Origin of the sequence: Galbibacter pacificus (genome assembly GCF_029603165.1) — a bacterium.
GTDB lineage: Bacteria > Bacteroidota > Bacteroidia > Flavobacteriales > Flavobacteriaceae > Galbibacter > Galbibacter pacificus.
On record NZ_JAQSVC010000003.1, the window covers coordinates 276079 to 296177 of the forward strand.

The 20099-nt window shown below is 39.2% G+C and carries 15 protein-coding genes; 7 read left to right on the forward strand and 8 right to left on the reverse strand.

Features of this window, described 5'->3' with window-relative positions:
• Positions 1–7: 7 nt before the first annotated feature.
• The 8 genes from PSF86_RS09645 to PSF86_RS09680 all read right to left on the reverse strand — a co-directional run bounded on the left by PSF86_RS09645 (position 8) and on the right by PSF86_RS09680 (position 13544).
• On the reverse strand, positions 8–1750 hold the full coding sequence (locus tag PSF86_RS09645; protein ID WP_277899868.1) for a GMC family oxidoreductase: 1743 nt from the start codon (positions 1748–1750) through the stop codon (positions 8–10).
• A 45-nt stretch (positions 1751–1795) separates the two neighbouring features.
• Positions 1796–4180 carry a GH92 family glycosyl hydrolase gene (locus tag PSF86_RS09650; protein WP_277899869.1) on the reverse strand — a complete coding sequence of 795 codons (2385 nt, stop codon included), beginning with the start codon at positions 4178–4180 and terminating at the stop codon, positions 1796–1798.
• Between the two features lie 97 nt (positions 4181–4277).
• Positions 4278–6563, reverse strand: coding sequence for a GH92 family glycosyl hydrolase (locus tag PSF86_RS09655; RefSeq protein ID WP_277899870.1), 2286 nt, complete (start codon positions 6561–6563; stop codon positions 4278–4280).
• Positions 6564–6788: 225 nt separating this feature from the next.
• Positions 6789–8285, reverse strand: a complete 1497-nt coding sequence (locus tag PSF86_RS09660; RefSeq protein ID WP_277899871.1) for a RagB/SusD family nutrient uptake outer membrane protein — start codon at positions 8283–8285, stop codon at positions 6789–6791.
• 18 nt (positions 8286–8303) lie between these two features.
• Positions 8304–11366 carry a SusC/RagA family TonB-linked outer membrane protein gene (locus PSF86_RS09665; protein ID WP_277899872.1) on the reverse strand — a complete coding sequence of 1021 codons (3063 nt, stop codon included), beginning with the start codon at positions 11364–11366 and terminating at the stop codon, positions 8304–8306.
• 316 nt (positions 11367–11682) lie between these two features.
• Entirely contained in the window at positions 11683–12402 is a 720-nt protein-coding gene (locus tag PSF86_RS09670; protein ID WP_277899873.1) for a tRNA1(Val) (adenine(37)-N6)-methyltransferase, read from the reverse strand.
• A gap of 22 nt (positions 12403–12424) precedes the next feature.
• Complete coding sequence (gene rimM / locus PSF86_RS09675; protein ID WP_277899874.1) at positions 12425–12949, reverse strand: ribosome maturation factor RimM; 525 nt, start codon at positions 12947–12949, stop codon at positions 12425–12427.
• Between the two features lie 10 nt (positions 12950–12959).
• Positions 12960–13544, reverse strand: a complete 585-nt coding sequence (locus PSF86_RS09680; protein WP_277899875.1) for a 30S ribosomal protein S16 — start codon at positions 13542–13544, stop codon at positions 12960–12962.
• A 493-nt stretch (positions 13545–14037) separates the two neighbouring features.
• Here PSF86_RS09680 and hemW point away from each other — a divergent pair, with 493 nt between their 5' ends.
• The 7 genes from hemW to PSF86_RS09715 all read left to right on the forward strand — a co-directional run bounded on the left by hemW (position 14038) and on the right by PSF86_RS09715 (position 20099).
• Complete coding sequence (gene hemW / locus PSF86_RS09685; RefSeq protein WP_277899876.1) at positions 14038–15177, forward strand: radical SAM family heme chaperone HemW; 1140 nt, start codon at positions 14038–14040, stop codon at positions 15175–15177.
• A gap of 40 nt (positions 15178–15217) precedes the next feature.
• Positions 15218–15970, forward strand: a complete 753-nt coding sequence (locus PSF86_RS09690; RefSeq protein ID WP_407933325.1) for a cyclase family protein — start codon at positions 15218–15220, stop codon at positions 15968–15970.
• Entirely contained in the window at positions 15967–16320 is a 354-nt protein-coding gene (locus PSF86_RS09695; protein ID WP_277899878.1) for a DUF4260 domain-containing protein, read from the forward strand. Before PSF86_RS09690 ends, PSF86_RS09695 begins: the two co-directional genes overlap by 4 nt.
• Entirely contained in the window at positions 16317–16952 is a 636-nt protein-coding gene (locus PSF86_RS09700; RefSeq protein ID WP_277899879.1) for a DUF4230 domain-containing protein, read from the forward strand. The genes PSF86_RS09695 and PSF86_RS09700 overlap by 4 nt, the downstream gene beginning before the upstream one ends.
• The gene (locus PSF86_RS09705; protein WP_277899880.1) at positions 16949–17314 is read left to right on the forward strand and encodes an MmcQ/YjbR family DNA-binding protein; all 366 of its coding nucleotides are present in this window, start codon (positions 16949–16951) and stop codon (positions 17312–17314) included. Before PSF86_RS09700 ends, PSF86_RS09705 begins: the two co-directional genes overlap by 4 nt.
• Before the next feature lie 171 nt (positions 17315–17485).
• Positions 17486–18415, forward strand: a complete 930-nt coding sequence (locus PSF86_RS09710; RefSeq protein WP_277899881.1) for a dihydrodipicolinate synthase family protein — start codon at positions 17486–17488, stop codon at positions 18413–18415.
• A gap of 100 nt (positions 18416–18515) precedes the next feature.
• A complete protein-coding gene (locus tag PSF86_RS09715) occupies positions 18516–20099 on the forward strand; it encodes an aldehyde dehydrogenase (NADP(+)) (RefSeq protein WP_277899882.1) in 1584 nt (527 codons plus the stop codon).

Consider the following 20099-nt stretch of genomic DNA (forward strand, 5'->3'; position numbering starts at 1 on the left):
TAATGTTTTAAATATTCATTTTTTTCATCTCTTGGGTCAAATACTCTGATGCTCTCCAGGCAAGGGCCAAGATAGTCCATGTCGGGTTTTTATCAGCTTGCGATACAAAAGCACCACCGTCCATTACAAATAAGTTGGGGACATCGTGTGCTTGGTTGTACTTGTTCAATACAGAGGTTTTAGGATCGTCTCCCATACGGGTTGTACCTACTTCGTGAATAATTCTACCGGGAGCTTCCAAGCCGTGGTCGCTTTCTTCGCCCGGTTTATCGCCAAGTGGCGTAGCGCCCATGTTATGGAACAGCTCTTCAAAGGTATCCTGCATATGCTTGGCTTGTTTACGCTCGTCGTCTGTCCAGTTGTAGTTAAAACGAAGTACAGGAATACCGAATTTATCAACTACATTAGGATCTATCTCACAATAATTATCTTTTTGAGGGATACTTTCGCCCCTTCCGGCCATTCCAACCATGGCTCCGTAATATTTGTAGACGTCTTCTTTTAACCCTACACCATATCCTCCTGCCTTCTTCTTGTTTTCACCTTTGCGCTGAAATCTTCCATTTAGGTTTTGAATGCCCATCCCTGCTCCGTATGAAGGCATGCCCATGCCTCCCCAAAACTCAATGTGGTATCCTCTAGAAAAGCCTAGGTTTTTCTTATCGTTTAGCCACCATGGCACGTACATGTGCATTCCGCCAACTCCATCTTCGTTATAACGTTTTCTATCCATTAACTCCGGAATTATAGCCGATCTTGATGCTCCGGTGGAATCGTGCAGGTATCTTCCCACAACACCACTTGAATTTGCCAATCCTTCAGGGAACCTTTCTGATTTTGAATTCAGTAAAATTCGGGCAGAACCACAAGCACTTGCCGCCAAAATAACCACTTTGGCCTTTACGGTATATTCTTGAAGGTCTTCCTTATTTACATATGAAACGCCTGTTGCCTTGCCGCTATCGTCTGTTAAAACTTCACGTACCATTGCATTTACGTACAGGTCTACATTGTCATATTCCAACGCGGGTTTTACAAGTACTGAAGAAGACGAAAAATCTCCATAAATACTGCATGAACGCGAACATTGACTACAATAAAAACAAGCACCTCTGCGATTATCAACACGTTTGGTTAAGATGGACAATCTGGAAGGAATTACAGGAAGCCCCATTTTCCCGCCTGCTTTTTGTAAATACAATTCGTGCAAACGCGGTTTTGGGGGCGGCAAAAAGTATCCATCGGGCTCGTTTGGAATATTCTCTTTGGTACCGAAAACACCCACTAGTTTATCAACCTTATCGTAATAAGGCCTTACATCTTCGTAGCCAATAGGCCAATTGTCTCCCTTACCGTCGAAATCTTTTCTTTTATAGTCCAAAGGTCCAAAGCGAAGCGATATACGCCCCCAATGGTTGGTTCTACCACCCAACATTCTGGAACGGAACCAATCGAACTTAGTTCCATTTTTATGTGTATACGGTTCTCCGTCCAGCTCCCACCCTCCGTAGGCCATGTCAAAATCACCAAAGGCACGGGTAGTACTTGCCCCTCTTCTCGGCGATTCGTATGGCCATTTAAACTGAGTTTGTTGTTCTGGGTTGGCGGGGTCGAAATTTGGACCTGCTTCTAAAACCGCTATGTTAAAGCCAGCTTCAGAAAGTATTTTTGTAGCCATTCCACCACCCGCTCCCGATCCTACAATAAGTACATCGTAGACTTTGGAAGCTTCTTTAATTTGAAAAGACATTTTGAGTTTGTGTTTAATTAATATTCTATTACGTTCTTTCTATGCTTAGTTGGTTGTATACAGGTTTTTGTTGGGGCTATTGCTCATATAAAAATGCAATTCCCCGCCCTGCATTATATCGCTGTGTTTTATAAAAGGTGCTTTTAGTTCCTTTCCGTTAAGGGTTACCTTATCGACAAACACATTTTTTTCTGATTGATTTTCGGCTACGACTGTAAAAGTATTGCCGTTTTCCAGTTGAATTTTTGCACTTTTCATGGCTGGGCTCCCAAGAGCATATACATCAGATCCCGGTGCTACGGGGTAAAATCCTAGCGTACTAAAAATGTACCAGGCACTCATTTGCCCAAAATCGTCATTGCCGCCCAATCCATCTTCTTTTGCTTGGTACATGGCCTTAAGGATCATCCTAATTTTATCCTGCGATTTCCATGGTGTATCTGTCCAATTGTACAAATAAACTACGTGGTGAGAGGGCTCGTTACCATGTACATAATTCCCTATTATCCCTTCTCTGGAAATGTCTTCGGTATTGGCAAAATATTTATCGGGCAATTCCATGGAAAACAACGAATCCAGATGTTGCGAAAATTGCTTTTTTCCGCCCATCAATTCTATTATGGTCTTAGGGTCGTGCGGCACATACAAGCTATAATTCCATGAATTTCCTTCGATAAAACCTTGCCCGTGCGTATCCAATGGATCGAATTGTTTCTTGAAAGAGCCATCGTCTAATTTAGGACGCATAAAACCACTGTTTTTATCAAATACATTTTTATAATTTTCAGAACGCTTTATAAATTCATCATAAACGGCTTCATTCTCCATTTTTTTGGCTGCCTGTGCTATGGCCCAATCATCGTATGCATATTCCAGGGTTTTAGAAACCGAAGCTCCATTTTTATCTTCTGGAACATAGCCTTTTTCCATATAATATTTCAATCCGTCGTAATAGGGCACTTTAGCCGTGTGTACACTAGCGGCCAAAGCTGCTTTGGCATCGAAACCTGTATTGCCTTTTACAATGGCATCGGCAATAACCGACACGCTATGGTAACCAATCATGCACCAGTTTTCGTTGGCATAATGCGACCATACAGGCAACATTCCATGCACGCTTTGATCGTAATGTGCAATCATGGAATTAATCATGTCTGAATTTCGTTTGGGCTGTAATACATTAAACAATGGGTGCAAGGCCCGGTATGTGTCCCAAAGCGAAAAACTTGTATAATTGGTAAACCCGTTGGCTTGATGAATGTTCATATCCAATCCACGGTATTTTCCATCTACATCCATATATTCGGTTGGCCCTAAAAAGGCATGATACATGGCGGTGTAAAAGTTAATCATTTCGGCATTGTTTATGGGCTCTATTTGAACTTTATTAAGCTCTTTGTTCCATTTTTCCTGACTTTCTGTTTTTACTTTATCAAAATCCCAATGCGGAATTTCTGCTTTCATATTTTTAATGGCCCCTATTGTACTAACCGGTGATATGGCAAATTTGATTTTTATTTTTTCTCCTTCAGAAGTATTAAAATCGAAATATGTTTTTAAGTTTTCGCCGGCCATTTCGGGGAAGTTTGTGTTCTGGTCGAACTTTCTCCAAAACCCTTTATACACATTATTGTCATAATTAACCTGCCCATATTTGGCAACAGGCTTGTTAAAACTCATGGCAAAATAAACGGTACGGGTCCGTGCCCACCCATTGGTTTGGCGATAACCTGTTACCAGTGTATCGTTTTCTACGCGTACAAAGGTCCATACATTTTTGTTATCGTAATTATAGATCCCCGATGTTAAATCTAAAATGATATGCGCCTGCTCCGACTTTGGAAATGTATACTGATGCATTCCCACACGGGTAGTTGCCGTTAATTCGGCCTTAATATTGTAATCGTCTAAAATTACACTATAATAAGCCGGCTCGGCATCTTCCTTATCATGAGAAAAACGGGAACGATAGCCACTATCGGGATTGGTTTCGGTACCCGGATTCATTTGGAGCTCCCCGGTTGTTGGCATAATAAGGAAATCTCCTAAATCAGAATGGCCCGTACCGCTAAAATGCGTATGACTGAACCCTACGATTGTAGGGTCGTCGTACTGATATCCTGCGCAATATCTATACACATCCGGATTGTAATGCCCATCTACCCCATACGGAATCGTATCGGTATCCGGACTTAACTGTATACTCCCAAAAGGAACGGTGGCGCCGGGATAGGTATGCCCCATTTTGGCGGTGCCAATCATGGGGTCTACGTATTGTACCAAATCTTTTTCATCAAAATTTTTGGTTTCTGATGTTCCATTAGCACCTGTTTTTTTTTCTTCTGAAGAACATCCAACCGCAGTTATTATAACAACCATTGCGAAACCCTTTATAATAGCTCCGCCTATATATTGTCGAAATCTTTTCATTTTAATTTATTACTTCTATTTTCAACTTCGCTCCAATTTATCACTTTTTCAGCATTCGTAGAATTATCAACTCAATAATTTTATATGAAGCTTTTTATTATTCATTTGATAATGAATAAGGTGCATCTTCTTTTGCTGTACCTCTTTTTTTGTTTGGTGCGGTACCCATCTCAAAATCTATTGTTGCGCCTTTCATTAGTTCTTGATGACTAACATAATTTTTTGAATATTCCTTTCCGTTGAAAGTCATCTTCTGGATGTATTTATTTTCATGGTCGTTTGTAGGTGCATTTATAGTAACTTCTTTACCATTTTGAAGCGACAATGTCATTTTTTTAAACAAAGGCGTTCCTACTACATATTCGTCGGTAGCAGGACAAACAGGATAGAAGCCCATCGCTGAAAACACGTACCATGCTGATGTTTGGCCATTATCTTCATCTCCACAATATCCATCTGAAGTTGGTCGGTACATCCTGTCCATTGTTTCACGGATCCAATATTGCGCTTTCCAGGGTTGTCCGGCAAAATCATATAAATATATCATATGCTGGATGGGCTGGTTTCCATGTGCATATTGCCCCATGTTGGCTATTTGCATTTCACGGATTTCGTGAATTACGCCCCCGTAATAACTTTCATCAAAAACAGGTGGCAATGAAAACACCTCATCCAATTGGGCAGCAAATGCTTCCTTGCCCCCCATGAGGTCCATTAACCCCTGAATATCGTGAAAAACAGACCATGTGTAATGCCAGCTATTTCCTTCGGTGAAGGCATCGCCCCATTTAAATGGGTTAAAGGGCGCCATGAAGTCGCCATTTTTGTTCTTTCCACGCATTAATTTTGTTTCGGGATCAAATAATTTCTTATAGTTTAAGCTGCGTTTTTTGTAAAGTTTGATTTCTTTTTTAGGTTTTCCAAGGGCTTTTGCCAATTGATAAATGGCAAAATCATCGTAAGCATACTCTAAAGTCCGAGCAGCATTTTCATTAATATCAACATCGTAAGGCACATAACCTAATTCTTTGTAATATGATGCTCCGGCACGCCCAACAGCAGTTAGTGGCCCTGCATTGTTGGCCCCGTGTATTACGGCTTCATATAATGTTTCAATATCGTATTTGGCGTTTTTATTTTTTAGGTAAGCATCTGCAACTACAGAAGCCGAGTTGTTCCCGACCATTACGTTGCGCAAACCTGGGCTTGCCCATTCCGGCAACCAACCACTTTCTTTGTATGCATTTGCTAAGCCTTCCTGCATTTGGTTGTTCAATTCTGGGTACATAAGGTTCAAGAAAGGAAATAACGAACGGAAGGTGTCCCAAAACCCGGTGTCGGTAAACATATATCCCGGAAGCACTTTTCCATTGTAGGGGCTATAATGTACCACGTTCCCGTCTTTATCATATTCAAAGAATTTTCTTGGGAAAAGCAGCGACCTGTACAAGCAGGAGTAAAAAGTACGGAATTGATCTATGGAGCCGCCTTCGACTTTAATTCGGTTTAGCTCTTTGTTCCAAATTTTCCTCCCTTCAGCTTTTAAGGCATCGAAGTCTTTAGCCCCGATTTCATTTAAATTAAGGGCCGCCTGTTCATGGCTAATAAAAGAAGAAGCTACTCTTGCGTTTACAATTTCACCTTTATTGGTTTTAAAGCCAATTACGGCGCCCACATGATCGGCTTCTGCCTCCATGTCACCGCTTAAATTTCCGCCATTAAAAGTATGTGTGTTGGCAAAAGGCTTATCGAACTCAATTACAAAATAATTTTTAAAGTTTTTTGGAACACCACCGCTATTTTTAGTTGTGTACCCTATAACTTTGTTTTCTTCCGGGAGAATTTTAATATACGAGCCCTTATCCAATGCATCTATAACCACGTAAGAGCTATCGGTTTCCGGGAAAGTAAACCTAAAACGTGCTGTCCTTTCGGTTGGGGTAATTTCGGTAGTTACATCGTGATCTGCCAGATATACACTGTAATAATGCGGTTTTACAATTTCTGATTTATGCGAAAACCAACTTGCCCTTTCATCTTCATTGAAAACGAGCTTACCCGTAACGGGCATAATGGCAAACTGGCCATAATCGTTCATCCACGGGGAAGGTTGATGTGTTTGTTTAAAACCCCTTAATTTATCAGCATCATAGACATAGGCCCATCCATCGCCCATTTTTCCCGATTGCGGTGTCCAAAAATTCATGCCCCAAGGCATTGCAATGGCCGGATATACATTTCCGTTGGACATGCTCGGCTTAGAATCTGTCCCCATAAGCGGGTTAACGTAATCTATTGGGTTGTCTATGGCGTTAATTTGTTGTTGCTGGCCAAAAGAAAAGCCGCAAAAAAGTAGAAAAATTGTAATTGATAAAGATTTCATCTGTTATTGTTTATTGTTTTTCAACGGTTGGGTAATGTGCCGCTATTGTAATTCCGGTCGATATTCAAAATTTAATTAGCCTTGAAAAGGGCCTGTCCTTTTGTTTTAAATTGATTTATAAAAATACTCCTTTCCCATTGAAAACCCCTCTAAAAAAGTGATTCTCCCGCTTTTAATTCTAAAAACGGGAGGATCCTCAACTAACTAATTATAAAGAACAATGTTTTACCAGTCTGGATTTTGTGTTAGTTCTTTGTTGTTGTTTACTTCTCTTAACGGAATAGGGAACAACAAATATTTTTCGGTTAAAGTAGGGCCATAAGAAAATTCATGTCCGACATAATCTTCAAAAACACCCGTTTCAAGGTTCAACGCCTTTCTTCTCCTCACCATATCAAACCAATATTTATTTTCGAAAGAAAGCTCATAAAATCTTTCTTTCCAAATATCTTCTTCTGTAATACTGGCATCGTAAAGAGGCAAATTTGCCCTTTCCCTTATTTGATTTATTGCATCAAGCACTTCTGCTGTTGCGCCATAAGCTTTATACCCAGCTTCGGCATATGTAAGAAGAACCTCGGCATATCTAAAGAATGTCCACCCCAAACTACTTTGAGCTGTTCTTAACACAGCATCTTCATCAAAATATTTGTAGATATAAGTTGCACTAAAGTCTACTGTATCATTTGGATCTTCAATAGAAGGATACTTTGTGTAATAAAATTCCTGTTCTTCTAAACGCTTATCTCCGCTTTCATGTGCATCTATAAATTGCTGGGTAGGATATAATGCCCCATATTCATCAGAGAATTGAGATATCCCTCTAGATCTAGGCAACATCCAAGCAGTTAATCCACTTGTTGCAAACCCAACCAAATATTGGCTTTGAAAAATCAGCTCACCTGTATTTGTTATTGCTGGATCATGCAACTGGTCATAATCTTCAAAAAGAGAAAAAGCATTACTATCTATTACTTCTTTTGCTTTATCGGCTGCCAATTTGTAGTAATTATCCCCTGCCTGTAATGGATATCCAGCCATTGTAAGGTACACACTAGATAAAAGGGTTTTAATTGCTCCTTGGCTTACGCGCCCTGAGGGATCAGAAAAAGGAAGTCCAGATTTTTCAGCATCCGTCAAATCGGATACAATAGCGTCATAAACTTCTTGTTGTGAGCTTCTAGCTGGATATAGCAATTCTGAAGAGGCGTCTACCGGTTCTACAATTAACGGCACGTCTCCAAACAACCTCACCAAATGGAAATAATAAAACGCCCGTATAAACTTTGCCTGAGCTATCAAATCATCTTTGTCACTTTGGGGCATATCAATCTCCGGAATTCTAGATATCGCTAGGTTTGCGTTTGCTATTGCTCTATATGAATTTTGCCACCATGACAACACATATGAATCTTCCGAGTTGGCCGTCAAGTTTCTATATGCATTATTGAACTGACTTTGACCAACTTCAGTATTGCACAAACCTGTTATAAACTCTAACATCATGAATGGGCTTTCCCCATAAGTTCCTGAACCATCACTTACAAATCTCAATGAAGCATATAGTGTGTTTATTGCAGATTCTGCTTGCTCTCTTGTTTGAAAGTAATTTTCTTGGGTATAATCAGATTTATTATCCTCAGTTAAAAAATCTGAACAACTACTCGCCCCCAATAAAACTAGGCAAAGTAGAATGTTGATATATGTTTTGTTAATTTTCATCACTATTAGTTTTTCTATTTAAAAAGTAAGATTCAATCCTAATGTAAATGTTCTAGGCTTGGGATAATCAAAGAATGTAATTCCTTGAGAAAAAGCGTCTCCATATGTACTTACTTCTGGATCATATCCTGTATAGTCTGTTACCAAAAAGAAGTTTTGAACAGATGCATATAATCTCAGTCTTTTAAGCTTAAATTTATCCAGTATATCTTGTGAAAAATTATAACCTAATATCAAGTTACGACCTCTAATAAAAGAAGCGTCTTCAACCATATGGGAATCTATAGTCGACCTATAATAAGCACTTGACGGTCTGTTTTGTGCTATCATGGTATCTTGGTTGTCTGGAGTCCATCCATCCAACACAGTAGCATAACTATTTGCTTGTCCGGTTCTATCCTCGCCAGAGTGTCTGGACAAATTTAAAACATCGTTTCCATAAGAGAACTGAAGGTCTAATGTTAAGTCTAAATTTTTGTATTTAAATGTATTAAACAAGGATCCAAACCCTTTTGGATAACCGTTTCCAATTATTTCACGGTCTGCAGCATTTATTTCTCCATCATCGTTTAAGTCTTTATGCTTAATATCTCCCGGCAACAACCCATATACAGCTGCCTCATCGGCTTCATCGCTTCCCCATGTACCTTCTCTTACCAAACCATAGAAAGAGCCAACCGATTCGCCTACTCTTAAAATATTTGTATCAGACAAAAATCCTGGGCCTGGGAAAATATCATCATCTTCTTCGCCCAATGCCAATATTTCGTTTTTATTTAATGATATATTGAATGTAGTTGACCAAGAAAAATCGTCTGTAAGTACATTTATGGTATTTAAGGTAAATTCCAAACCTTTATTCTCCATACTACCTATGTTTGAATAAATATTTGAGTAACCACTTGACGTAGGTATAGGAGCATTTAGCAACATATCTGTTGTTTTCTTGTAATAAACATCAGTTTCCAGTTCTATTCTGTTATTAAATAGCCCTAATTCTATACCTGCATCAAACTGTGCAGTTTTTTCCCACTTTAAATTGCGATTTGCAAGCGTCCCGATTCCTACCCCAGGATATCTTTCGCCTCCCAAAACTGCGGTATTTGACCCCAAGCTAGCCAAAGACTGGTATACTCCAATCTCAGAGTTTCCAGTTTCACCATAACTTGTTCTAAATTTAAGGTTTGAGATGGCCTCACTGTCTTTCAAGAAATCTTCTTCCGAAACCTTCCATGCAAATGCTGCCGAAGGAAAGAATGCCCGCTTATTATCTTCTCCAAATTTTGAAGAACCATCCAAACGTCCCGTTACAGTGAACAAATACTTATTCATTAAGTTATAATTAACCCTTCCGAAGAAAGAGTTAAGGGTCCATTGATACGTGTCCGACTCTGGAGTTAATGGATTGGCGCCTACACCTAAGTTATTGTATTGATAAAAATCATCTGTGAACCCTTGAGACCCACCGCGTGAAGTAAAATAATCGTATTGTTGCCAACTCAAACCACCTAACGCTGTAATTTTATTATTTTCGTTAATTTCCAAGTTATACGTTAAATAGTTCTCAAATTGCCAATAGTTTGTTCTTGTATTTCTAATAGCTGCCTCACCTTGAACATTGGCGCTTAGATTATTTAGGTCCCTTCCTGAATAATAATCATCTTGTATATTATTAATATTAGCCCCTAAACTACTTCTTAATTCTAAGTTATCGGTTATATTAATATTTGCATATACGTCTCCTAAGAAAGTTTGTGTTTTTAATATATTGGTACGGTTTAAAAGAATATTAACGGGATTCTCACCACCCTCCATATTTGGATAATCGGCATTTGTTCCATATTCTCCATCAGGGTATTTAACAGGCACAATCGGCAATGTTTCAACCATCATTCTTAATGCCGTTAAACCTCCAACGCCACCATCAACTCTATTTTCTTCTACATTGTTAAAAGTGAAGCTCCCTCCAACTTTTAGCCAATCTTTTACTTGCCCATCAAGCACTAACCTTCCAGAATACCTTTTTAAATAAGATTCTAAAAGAAGCCCTTCTTGATCTGAATGGTTTAAGTACAACCCATAAGAAGTTTTTTCATTTCCTCCCGTAAAAGACAAGTTATGGTTCTGTGTTATAGCAGTCCTAGTAGCTTCTTCTTGCCAATCTGTATCGTACAACGGATTACCTTCAGCATCAAATAGAGTCCTGTCGCTCCTGTAGTTCATTGGATTCTCATACTTTCCATTAGCCCAACCGACAGGGTCGTATTTTTGGGCATTATTATATGAGTTCATTTCAACTTGTAAAAATTCTTCGGAATTAAGCACATCGAGCTTTCTTACCATTTCCCCGATGCTAATAAAAGAATCATAACTTACTTGACCTCCGGTTTGCGATCCCCTTTTTGTAGTTACAATAATAACACCATTAGCACCTCTAGCACCATATATTGCCGTAGCCGAAGCATCTTTCAACACCTCCATTGACTTTATGTCATTAGGGTTTAAGTAGTTTATCGGTCCAGCTCCAATTACACCATCAACAACATATAAAGGAGAATTATTTGCATTTATGGAGTTATTACCACGTATTCTTACATTTGTATTTCCCCCTGGTCTTCCCGAGTTTGTCGATACATTAACCCCAGCAGCCCTACCTGCTAAGGCCTGCTCCGGGTTTGTAGTAGGCATTTCCTCTATCGACTGACTACTTATTGTTGACACAGAACCTGTTAGGTCTGATTTACGCTGCGTACCGTAACCTACCACCACAACTTCGTCTAACGCTTGTGTATCTGGCTGTAGTGTAACGTTAATTGTCGTTTGTCCGTTAACAGCAACTTCCTTTGTTTTAAAACTGACATAACTGAAAACCAGTGTAGCATCGTCTGGTACGTCTGCAAGCTGGTAATTTCCGTCAAAATCTGTTTGAGTTCCATTGGTTGTTCCTTTAACCAATACGTTTGCGCCCGGTAGCGGGCCATTTTCATCTGATACAGTTCCTGAGACTGTCTGTGCCTGTGTATACCCAAAGCATAACAATGCAATTGGTAACACAAACCTCTTGAATAGATTTGTTTTCATTTGTGTAGCTAGTTAAAAATTACATTATACTAAAACGTTTTATTATAGAGCGCAACAACCATCGGTTTCGCAACTTTCAACTACCATTTATATAGTTGATTTTTTAACAATTGCTAAAACGATTTAGCCGAGACCGCTAAAAAAACAGCCGGTTAGGACCATTTTGTGTTAAAACGATTTAGTATGAAATGCTATATTACGAAAAAATAAGATTGTCACAAAATAATTCCATTAATTTTAAAGAAAAATCAATTTCATATAACAAAAGATGAATTATAACAATATATCCGTAAATAAATTTAATTCCTCCGGTATGCTACATTTTTAAATAAAAATCTTTTGTAAGTTGAACATAATCAGCTGTATACTCATGTCTTGCATGCTCTATAACCAGCTCATCTTTTACACAATTAGGCAATTTAGAAAATGTAAACTCCAACAGGCTTCGTTTGGTTTCGGCGGCAACATTGCCTTTTACATGTGTAATTCGGGAAGGGAAGAGCTTATATTTTGAGGCTATTTCTCTAAAATTTGCTTCTTCTTTGTATGGGACAACAACATTAAATGTGCCTTTGGGATCCAGCAATTTGGCCACCCCTTTCATCAATTCGTCAAAGGGTAATGAAAAGTTGTTCCTGGCCACATCTCTTTGCATGCTGCCAGAAGTTACCGCTTCAGAATAAAATGGTGGGTTGGATATAATCAAATCATATTTATCGTCTATTTCGTCTACAAATTCATCAAATCCCGCATGATAACAAAACAGACGGTCGTTCCATGCCGATGCTTCGAAATTTTCCGTGCACTGCTCATAGGCATTGTCGTCTATTTCAATGGCATCGATAAGTTCTGCGGTACTTCTTTGTGCCATCATTAAAGACAACAGCCCGGTGCCAGCACCTATATCCAAAACAGAAAAAGGCTGTCTTTCCAATGAGGCCCATGCCCCCAAAAGAACACCATCCGTACCCACTTTCATGGCACAGCGGTCTTGATAAATTGAAAATTGTTTAAACTGGAACGGTTTTTTTGCCATTTGGGTACAACTTTGGCATTGCCTATAAATAGAGCTCTATAAGACCTTCGGGGGTTTTAACGATAATTTCCCTGGCACCTCTATTGATCTCTTGTATAAATTCGTCGTTCATGGGGATTAAAATTTGCTTCCCTTCATTTTCAACTTCAAATAGGGCCTGTGCGGTATTGTCGTTCACCGAAGTAATAACCCCTACTTTTCCGTAATTTACATCGGTCATTGTAAAGCCAATAATCTCGTGAAAGTAAAATTTGTTTCCCGAGAGCTTGGGCAAAAATTCCAATGGCAAATAGAGTTCGGCTTTTAAAATAGCTTCGGCTTCGGCTTCTGTAGCCACATCCTCTAAACGCATCCGCAACAAGGTGGATTTATGCAACGAGGATTTTTCAATAAAAAAAGGAACCAGATTATTGCCAATGGCAATAAATACTGATTCCAAGTTTTTGTATAGTTCGGGTTCATCGGTATCCAGCTTTGCCAGCACCTCCCCTTTAAAGCCGTACTTTTTAACTATTTTACCGAGATAGAAGCAATCTTCTTTTCTCATGTAAATATTATTAAGCGTCTGCTTTCTTTTCTTCTTCAGCCTCTTCCGCAGCTTCTTCTGCAACGGGCTCTTGAGCTTCTGCTTCGGCCTCTGGCGCAGCTTCTTCTGCTACTTCTTCTTTGGCTTCGGCCGTAGCTTCTGCCTCGGCTTCAGTAGCCGCAGCTATACGCTTGGCATTAATTTCTTTTTCAGCTTCCAAAGTTTTTGCTTTTGCTTCTTCTTTAGCTTTCACTAAATCTTCTTTCTTAGCATCTACTTTTCCGGTTTTTTCTTCAACCCAAGCTTCAAATTTCTTTTGTGCTTCTTCTTCGGTTAAAGCTCCTTTTGCTACCCCACCTAACAAGTGGTGCTTCAACAAAACGCCTTTGTACGATAGAATTCTTCTAGCGGTATCAGTTGGCTGGGCACCGTTCTGAAGCCATTTTACAGATCCGTCAACATCTAATTCAATTTGAGCCGGATTTGTTGTTGGATTGTAAGTTCCTAGTTTTTCAAGAAACTTACCATCTCTTTTTGAGCGGGCATCTGCCGCCACTACCCAATAAAAAGGTTTTCCTTTTTTACCGTGTCTTTGTAATCTAATTTTTACTGGCATAATCCATTAATTAGTGGGGTTCACGACCCCTATTATTAATAATAAAATTCGCCCGCCACTTGGCTAAAGCGGGTGCAAATATACGCTATTTATTGTATACAACTAACTATTATTATAATTTTTTGTTTCAATAAACTGTGAATCAAAGACATGATTTTAAGTTTTGTGAGTTAACTAAACTAATATTTATGATGAACAACGGATTTTACATGGAAGTTTTCGATATATTTTGTACTATTATAATAGTTCTCCCTTAAAAACATTCAAAAAATATTTGCTCACATTAAATTGTTTGCCTAGACAAAACTTGTCGAGCCCTGCTCGTCCCCCCTGTCTACAGTCATTAAACCCAACTTGGCACATGCTTGTGCTATGTTGACTTTAGTTAAAAAAGCCCGAAATTCGGGCTTTTTTTAAGGCACGCCCATAATTGCCTGTTTGTAATTAACCAATAAACAATATGTATCTAGCGCCAAAGTAATACTTTTGTATCATGGCCGGAATTTATATCCATATACCCTTTTGTAAACAGGCATGCCATTATTGCGATTTTCATTTTTCGACTTCCATGAAAAAGAAAACCGAAATGATCGAGGCATTGGCCAAAGAAATTATTATAAGAAAAGAGGAGTTTTCAGAAAAAATTGAAACCATTTATTTTGGTGGTGGCACACCGAGCCTTCTTTTGGTTGATGAAATTAATTTTTTAATCGGCACCATTTATAATAATTACAAGGTTGATGCAAAACCGGAAATTACATTGGAAGCCAATCCAGACGACCTGAACGGTGAAAAAATCAAGGCATTGGCCCAAACAAAAATAAACCGGTTGAGCATTGGCGTGCAATCTTTTTTTGAAGACGATTTAAAACTTATGAACCGTGCCCATAATGCCAAGGAAGCACTTCGCTGTTTGGATAGTGCCACAAAATATTTTTCTAATATTTCTATTGATTTAATTTACGGCATTCAACACATGTCTGTAGAAAAATGGAAAAAAAACATCCACACGGCCATGTCTTTCAATATTCCACATATTTCCAGTTATGCACTTACCGTCGAGCCCAAAACGGCTTTGGCAAAGTTTATAAAAACGGGCGTCATGCCCGATGTGGATGATGAATTGGCACAGCAACATTTCGAAATTCTTGTAGAAATGCTCGAAAAAAATGGTTTTGTACATTACGAGCTCTCCAACTTTGGCAAAGAAGGCTATTTTAGCAGGAACAATACTGCCTATTGGCTTGGCAAAAAATATATGGGGATTGGCCCTTCAGCACATAGCTTTGATGGCAAAAACCGTAGCTGGAACATAAACAACAATACTAAGTACCTTAGCAGCATCCATAATGGCGTTTTGCCTAAAGAAACGGAAAGACTATCGGTTACCGATCGGTACAACGAGGCTGTAATGACCGGTTTACGGACCATCTGGGGGATTTCCTTACATCAAATTGAAAACGAATATGGAAAACCCTACAAAGATTATCTTTTAAAACAGGCAGCTAAGTATATTAAAGAAGAATTGTTAACTTTTACTGATAATAAACAGATCCTTAAAACCGGGAAAAAAGGAAAATTCCTGGCCGACGGTATTGCTTCCGACTTATTTATGCTAAAAGATATTGCATAAAAAACAGGGCATTAAATAAGTTTTAATTTGTAAAAATATGATTAAAACCACTATAGAAATCAATCAGGACACATATACAATAGATGTTTCCAAACCCATTGATGTTTCCATTCCGCTTCGCGGTGAAAAAAGCAACCCCACGGCCTGGTATGTAGGCCCGCCCGAAATAGCTCCGGTTACCGATGGCAATTTTACGGGAAGTGTTGCTTCGGGGGCCTCGACCAATTTCAACAATATTTTTTTTAACCCGCACGCCCATGGCACACATACCGAATGTATTGGGCATATCACAAAGGAATTTCATAGCATAAACGATTGCCTGACACGATTTTTCTTTTTGGCCGAACTGATCTCGGTAACCCCCGAAGAAACAAACGGAGATAGGGTGATTACCAAAAAAATGATTGAAAATGCGCTAAAAAACAATTCGCCCGAAGCAGTTTTAATACGTACATTACCAAATTCCGAAGAAAAACTCACCCATCAATACTCGCACACCAATCCGCCGTATCTTCTGGAAGAAACAGCATTGTTCCTTCGTGAAAAGGGCATAAAACATTTGTTGATAGACCTCCCTTCGGTAGACAAAGAAAAAGACGAAGGCAAATTATTGGCACATAAAGCTTTTTGGAACTTTAACAAAAAACAACGGCTCGATGCCACCATTACCGAATTTATATTTGTACCCGATCATGTTGTGGACGGAACCTTTTTTTTAAATTTACAAATAGCATCTTTTGTAAACGATGCCTCCCCCAGCAAACCTATTTTGTATAAAATAATTGAAAAATGAAGTACAGTTTAAAACTTGAAGAGTTGGCAATGTTTTTACTGGGCATTTTTATGTTCAGCAAACTTTCGTTAAGCTGGTGGTTTTTTATTGGCCTTTTCTTTGTTCCGGATATTGGAATGTTTGGATATATTGTCAATCAAAAAACAGGAGCATTTACGTACAATTTGTTTCACCACAAGGGAATAGCATTGGTTTTATATTTTGTGGGAATATGGCAACAAAGCGAATGGCTTCAATTTATCGGGATAATATTGTTTGCCCATGTATCGTTCGACAGAATGCTGGGCTATGGCTTGAAATACAAGGATAATTTTAATAATACACATTTAGGAAAAATAGGAAATCAATGAGCGACATTGTTCAAATATCGGTAGGCTTGTTATTAGGAGTTTTTGGCTCGTATTGGCTGTTTACGGTTTTTAGAAAGAAAAAATCAACAGAAAATACCGAAAAGCAATCGGTTATTTTACTGGAAAAAATAAGGAACGTTTATAAATTGATAACTGTTGAAGGCGAATTTGCAGAGATTTACCATTATGAAAATGTACGGGAGCATTTTATGCGCCTCATCAGCAGTAAAAAAAAGGCTTTGTTGGTTATAAATGCCAAGGTAAACATAGGTTTCGACCTTAAAAAGATAGAAATGCATGCCGACCCCAATGCAAAAAAAATCATTTTAACGGCTTTCCCGCAACCGGAAGTGCTCAGCATTGAACCCGATGTAAAATATTACGATATCAAAGAAGGGCTTTTTAACTGGTTTAAATCCGACGACCTTTCGGCCATAAACAGCGAAGCCAAAGAACACATCCTGAAAAAAATTCCGGACAGCGGACTTTTGGACTCGGCCAAAAAAGAAGCTTTGGATGCCGTGCATATGATTGAAAGCATGGTGCAGGCCATTGGCTGGAAACTGGACTATAAAACCCTCGAAATCGATCAAAAAAGTATTTTAAAGGAACATACAAAAAAAGACAAATGAACATAGAGGAACTATACCAATATTGCACCGCAAAAAAAGCAGTAACCGAAGATTTTCCCTTTGATAAAAACACATTGGTTTTTAAGGTCGCCGGAAAAATGTTTGCGCTATGCGGCTTGGAAAAATGGGAAAAAGGCGAAAAAAGCATCAACTTAAAATGCGATCCGGACAAGGCCGTTGAATTAAGGGCTTCTTATAAAAGCATCAATCCTGGCTATCATATGAGTAAAACACATTGGAACACGGTTTCTTTAAACTCCAATGAAATAAGTCCGGAATTTTTAAGGGAGCTCATAGATCATTCCTATGAAATGGTAGTAAAAGGCCTGCCCAAAAAACTTCAAAAGGAAATATGGGAATAGCATTTAACTTTTCTTCATTTTAAAATGTTACCTTATTCACTCATTCAACAGTATAAAACACCAAAATAGGGTAATATTTGCATGGTTTTGGATAAAATGCTTGAATTTTTGCCCGATTCATTACGGTAATTTTGTATTGAATTTTTGTGAAGAACATAAAATACAAGAAATATGCAAGTAAAATGGGAAGGCGTAATGCCGGCAGTAACTACAAAGTTTAATGAGAATGATACATTAGACTTAAAAATGTTTGAGGTAAACATCAAAGCGCAACTCGATGCTGGTGTAACCGGAATTATTTTGGGCGGAACTTTGGGGGAAGCAAGTACTTTGACCGATGATGAAAAAGTCACTTTAATAAAAGAAACGGTCCGCATCGTGGACCATAAAATCCCGGTAATAATCAACATTGCCGAGCAAACCACAAAAGGCGCAATTGAAGCCGCTGCAATAGCCAAAGAAAACGGAGCAAGCGGACTCATGATGCTCCCGCCTATGCGCTACAAGGCAAACGACTTTGAAACCGTTACTTATTTTAAGGAAGTGGCCAACAGTACCGACCTCCCCATTATGATATACAACAACCCTGTTGATTATAATATTGAAGTGACCTTGGACATGTTTGAGGAATTGTTGAAGTGCAACAATATCCAGGCAGTGAAAGAGTCTACAAGAGATATTTCTAATGTAACCCGGATAAAAAACAGGTTTGGAGACCGTTTAAAAGTACTCACCGGGGTTGATACCTTAGGCCTTGAAAGCATTTTTATGGGTGCCGATGGCTGGGTTGCAGGCTTGGTTTGTGCATTTCCTGCCGAAACCGTAGCCATTTATGAATTGGCAAAAGCAGGGAAAAACGAAGCGGCTATTGCTATTTACCGTTGGTTTTTACCTTTGTTAGAGCTGGATATTAGTCCGCAGTTGGTACAAAACATCAAATTGGCCGAAGTTGCAACCAAAATAGGTACAGAAACCGTTAGGGCTCCAAGATTGCCATTACAAGGCAAGGAGCGCAAGCGTGTATTAAAAATTATAGAAGAAAGTGTAAAAAGCCGTCCGCAACTACCAAATTACAAAGCATTGAAAGCAACGGCAATATAAGGCTATGCCTCCTGCAAGGCTCCAAAAAACCTTGTAGGTATTCAAAACAATACTAATCCCTACAAGGTTAAAAAAAGACTTTGCAGGAAAAAATTTTAAAATGATTACAGGAAAGAATTTTATAGGAAACAAAACCTCATCAAAAGGAACAATTACCTACAAAACCTTCAACCCGGTTCTAAACAAAGAAACCCCGTGGACGTTCAAAGAGGCAACTTCAGACGAAATAAACGAAGCTGTTTCTTTGGCTGTTGAAGCATTCAAGGAATATAAAAGTTGTTCTGGGGCAAAAAAGGCAACCTTTTTAAATGCCATTGCCGATGAGATTGAAGCCTTGGGAGATAGTTTAATTGAAACGTATACAGCAGAATCCGGTTTACCCGAAGGCAGGGCCAAAGGTGAACGCGGAAGGACCATGGGGCAATTGCGTGCCTTTGCAACGCTCTTGGAAGAAGGCTCTTGGGTGGAAGCCACTATAGACACAGCCCAACCCGAAAGACAACCATTACCAAAACCCGATATCAGGAAAATGCAGTTCCCAATAGGTCCCGTTGTGGTATTTGGAACCAGTAATTTTCCCTTGGCATTTTCTACGGCAGGTGGCGATACGGCAAGCGCTTTGGCCGCCGGATGCCCCGTAATTGTAAAAAGTCATCCCATGCATGCGGCCACAGGCGAGTTGGTATCGGCGGCCATTACCAAAGCTGCCGAAAAAACGGGAATGCCAAAAGGTGTTTTTTCAAACATAAACAGCAAAGGCATTGAAGTAGGCAAACAATTGGTCATGCACCCAAAAATAAAGGCCGTTGGTTTTACGGGAAGCATAAAAGGAGGAACGGCATTGTACGAACTTGCTTCTCAACGAAAAGAGCCTATTCCCGTGTATGCAGAAATGGGAAGCATCAATCCGGTGATTGCTTTTCCATCGGCTTTAATGGAAAAGGGGGATTTTTGGGCAAAGCAATATGCAGGCTCCATTACTTTAGGCGCCGGGCAATTTTGTACCAATCCGGGATTGATTCTTGGGGTTAAAAGCGATGCACTTACAAAGTTTATAAACACCTTGGGCAAAGAAATTTCTCAAATCGAACCCACGCCCATGTTACACCCAAATATCCATAAAGCATACAAGACAGGCATGGAAACCGCTTCTTCGCAAGCGCAGACAAAAGAAGTAGCCGCTTACACAGGCAAAGCAAACCCAAACTACGGAAAGGCCAAGGTTTTAACCGTTGATGGCAATGTATTTTTAAACAACACGGTATTGCACCAAGAGGTTTTTGGGCCATATTCTATTATAGTTCAATGTGAAAACGATACCGAACTGGAAAATATACTGAATGCTTTGGAAGGACAGTTAACGGGAACCATTTTAGGAAATGCCGAAGAATTAACCCAAAAATCCAAAATTGTAGATGCTTTAAAAGAAAAAGTAGGCCGACTCATTCTCAACAGTGTCCCAACAGGGGTAGAAGTTTGTCCGGCAATGCACCACGGAGGCCCTTTTCCTGCAACTACCGATGCCAAATATACATCTGTTGGAGTTTCGGCCGTAAAAAGATGGGTATGTCCCGTGGCATACCAAAATTGGCCATTGGAGCTGTTGCCCGATGCTTTAAAAAACGAAAACCCGCTACAAATTACACGTATTGTAAACGGAATTTATACAGATAAAAAGGTTTAA

Bases quoted from the DNA above. Each gene is read 5' to 3' on its own strand.
- PSF86_RS09705 (WP_277899880.1), top strand. From the start codon at position 16,949: ATGAACATAGAGGAACTATACCAATATTGCACCGCAAAAAAAGCAGTA.
- PSF86_RS09695 (WP_277899878.1), top strand. From the start codon at position 15,967: ATGAAGTACAGTTTAAAACTTGAAGAGTTGGCAATGTTTTTACTGGGC.
- hemW (WP_277899876.1), top strand. From the start codon at position 14,038: ATGGCCGGAATTTATATCCATATACCCTTTTGTAAACAGGCATGCCAT.
- PSF86_RS09700 (WP_277899879.1), top strand. From the start codon at position 16,317: ATGAGCGACATTGTTCAAATATCGGTAGGCTTGTTATTAGGAGTTTTT.
- PSF86_RS09645 (WP_277899868.1), bottom strand. From the start codon at position 1,750: ATGTCTTTTCAAATTAAAGAAGCTTCCAAAGTCTACGATGTACTTATT.
- PSF86_RS09670 (WP_277899873.1), bottom strand. From the start codon at position 12,402: ATGGCAAAAAAACCGTTCCAGTTTAAACAATTTTCAATTTATCAAGAC.
- rimM (WP_277899874.1), bottom strand. From the start codon at position 12,949: ATGAGAAAAGAAGATTGCTTCTATCTCGGTAAAATAGTTAAAAAGTAC.
- PSF86_RS09655 (WP_277899870.1), bottom strand. From the start codon at position 6,563: ATGAAATCTTTATCAATTACAATTTTTCTACTTTTTTGCGGCTTTTCT.
- PSF86_RS09680 (WP_277899875.1), bottom strand. From the start codon at position 13,544: ATGCCAGTAAAAATTAGATTACAAAGACACGGTAAAAAAGGAAAACCT.
- PSF86_RS09715 (WP_277899882.1), top strand. From the start codon at position 18,516: ATGATTACAGGAAAGAATTTTATAGGAAACAAAACCTCATCAAAAGGA.
- PSF86_RS09665 (WP_277899872.1), bottom strand. From the start codon at position 11,366: ATGAAAACAAATCTATTCAAGAGGTTTGTGTTACCAATTGCATTGTTA.
- PSF86_RS09650 (WP_277899869.1), bottom strand. From the start codon at position 4,180: ATGAAAAGATTTCGACAATATATAGGCGGAGCTATTATAAAGGGTTTC.
- PSF86_RS09660 (WP_277899871.1), bottom strand. From the start codon at position 8,285: ATGAAAATTAACAAAACATATATCAACATTCTACTTTGCCTAGTTTTA.
- PSF86_RS09710 (WP_277899881.1), top strand. From the start codon at position 17,486: ATGCAAGTAAAATGGGAAGGCGTAATGCCGGCAGTAACTACAAAGTTT.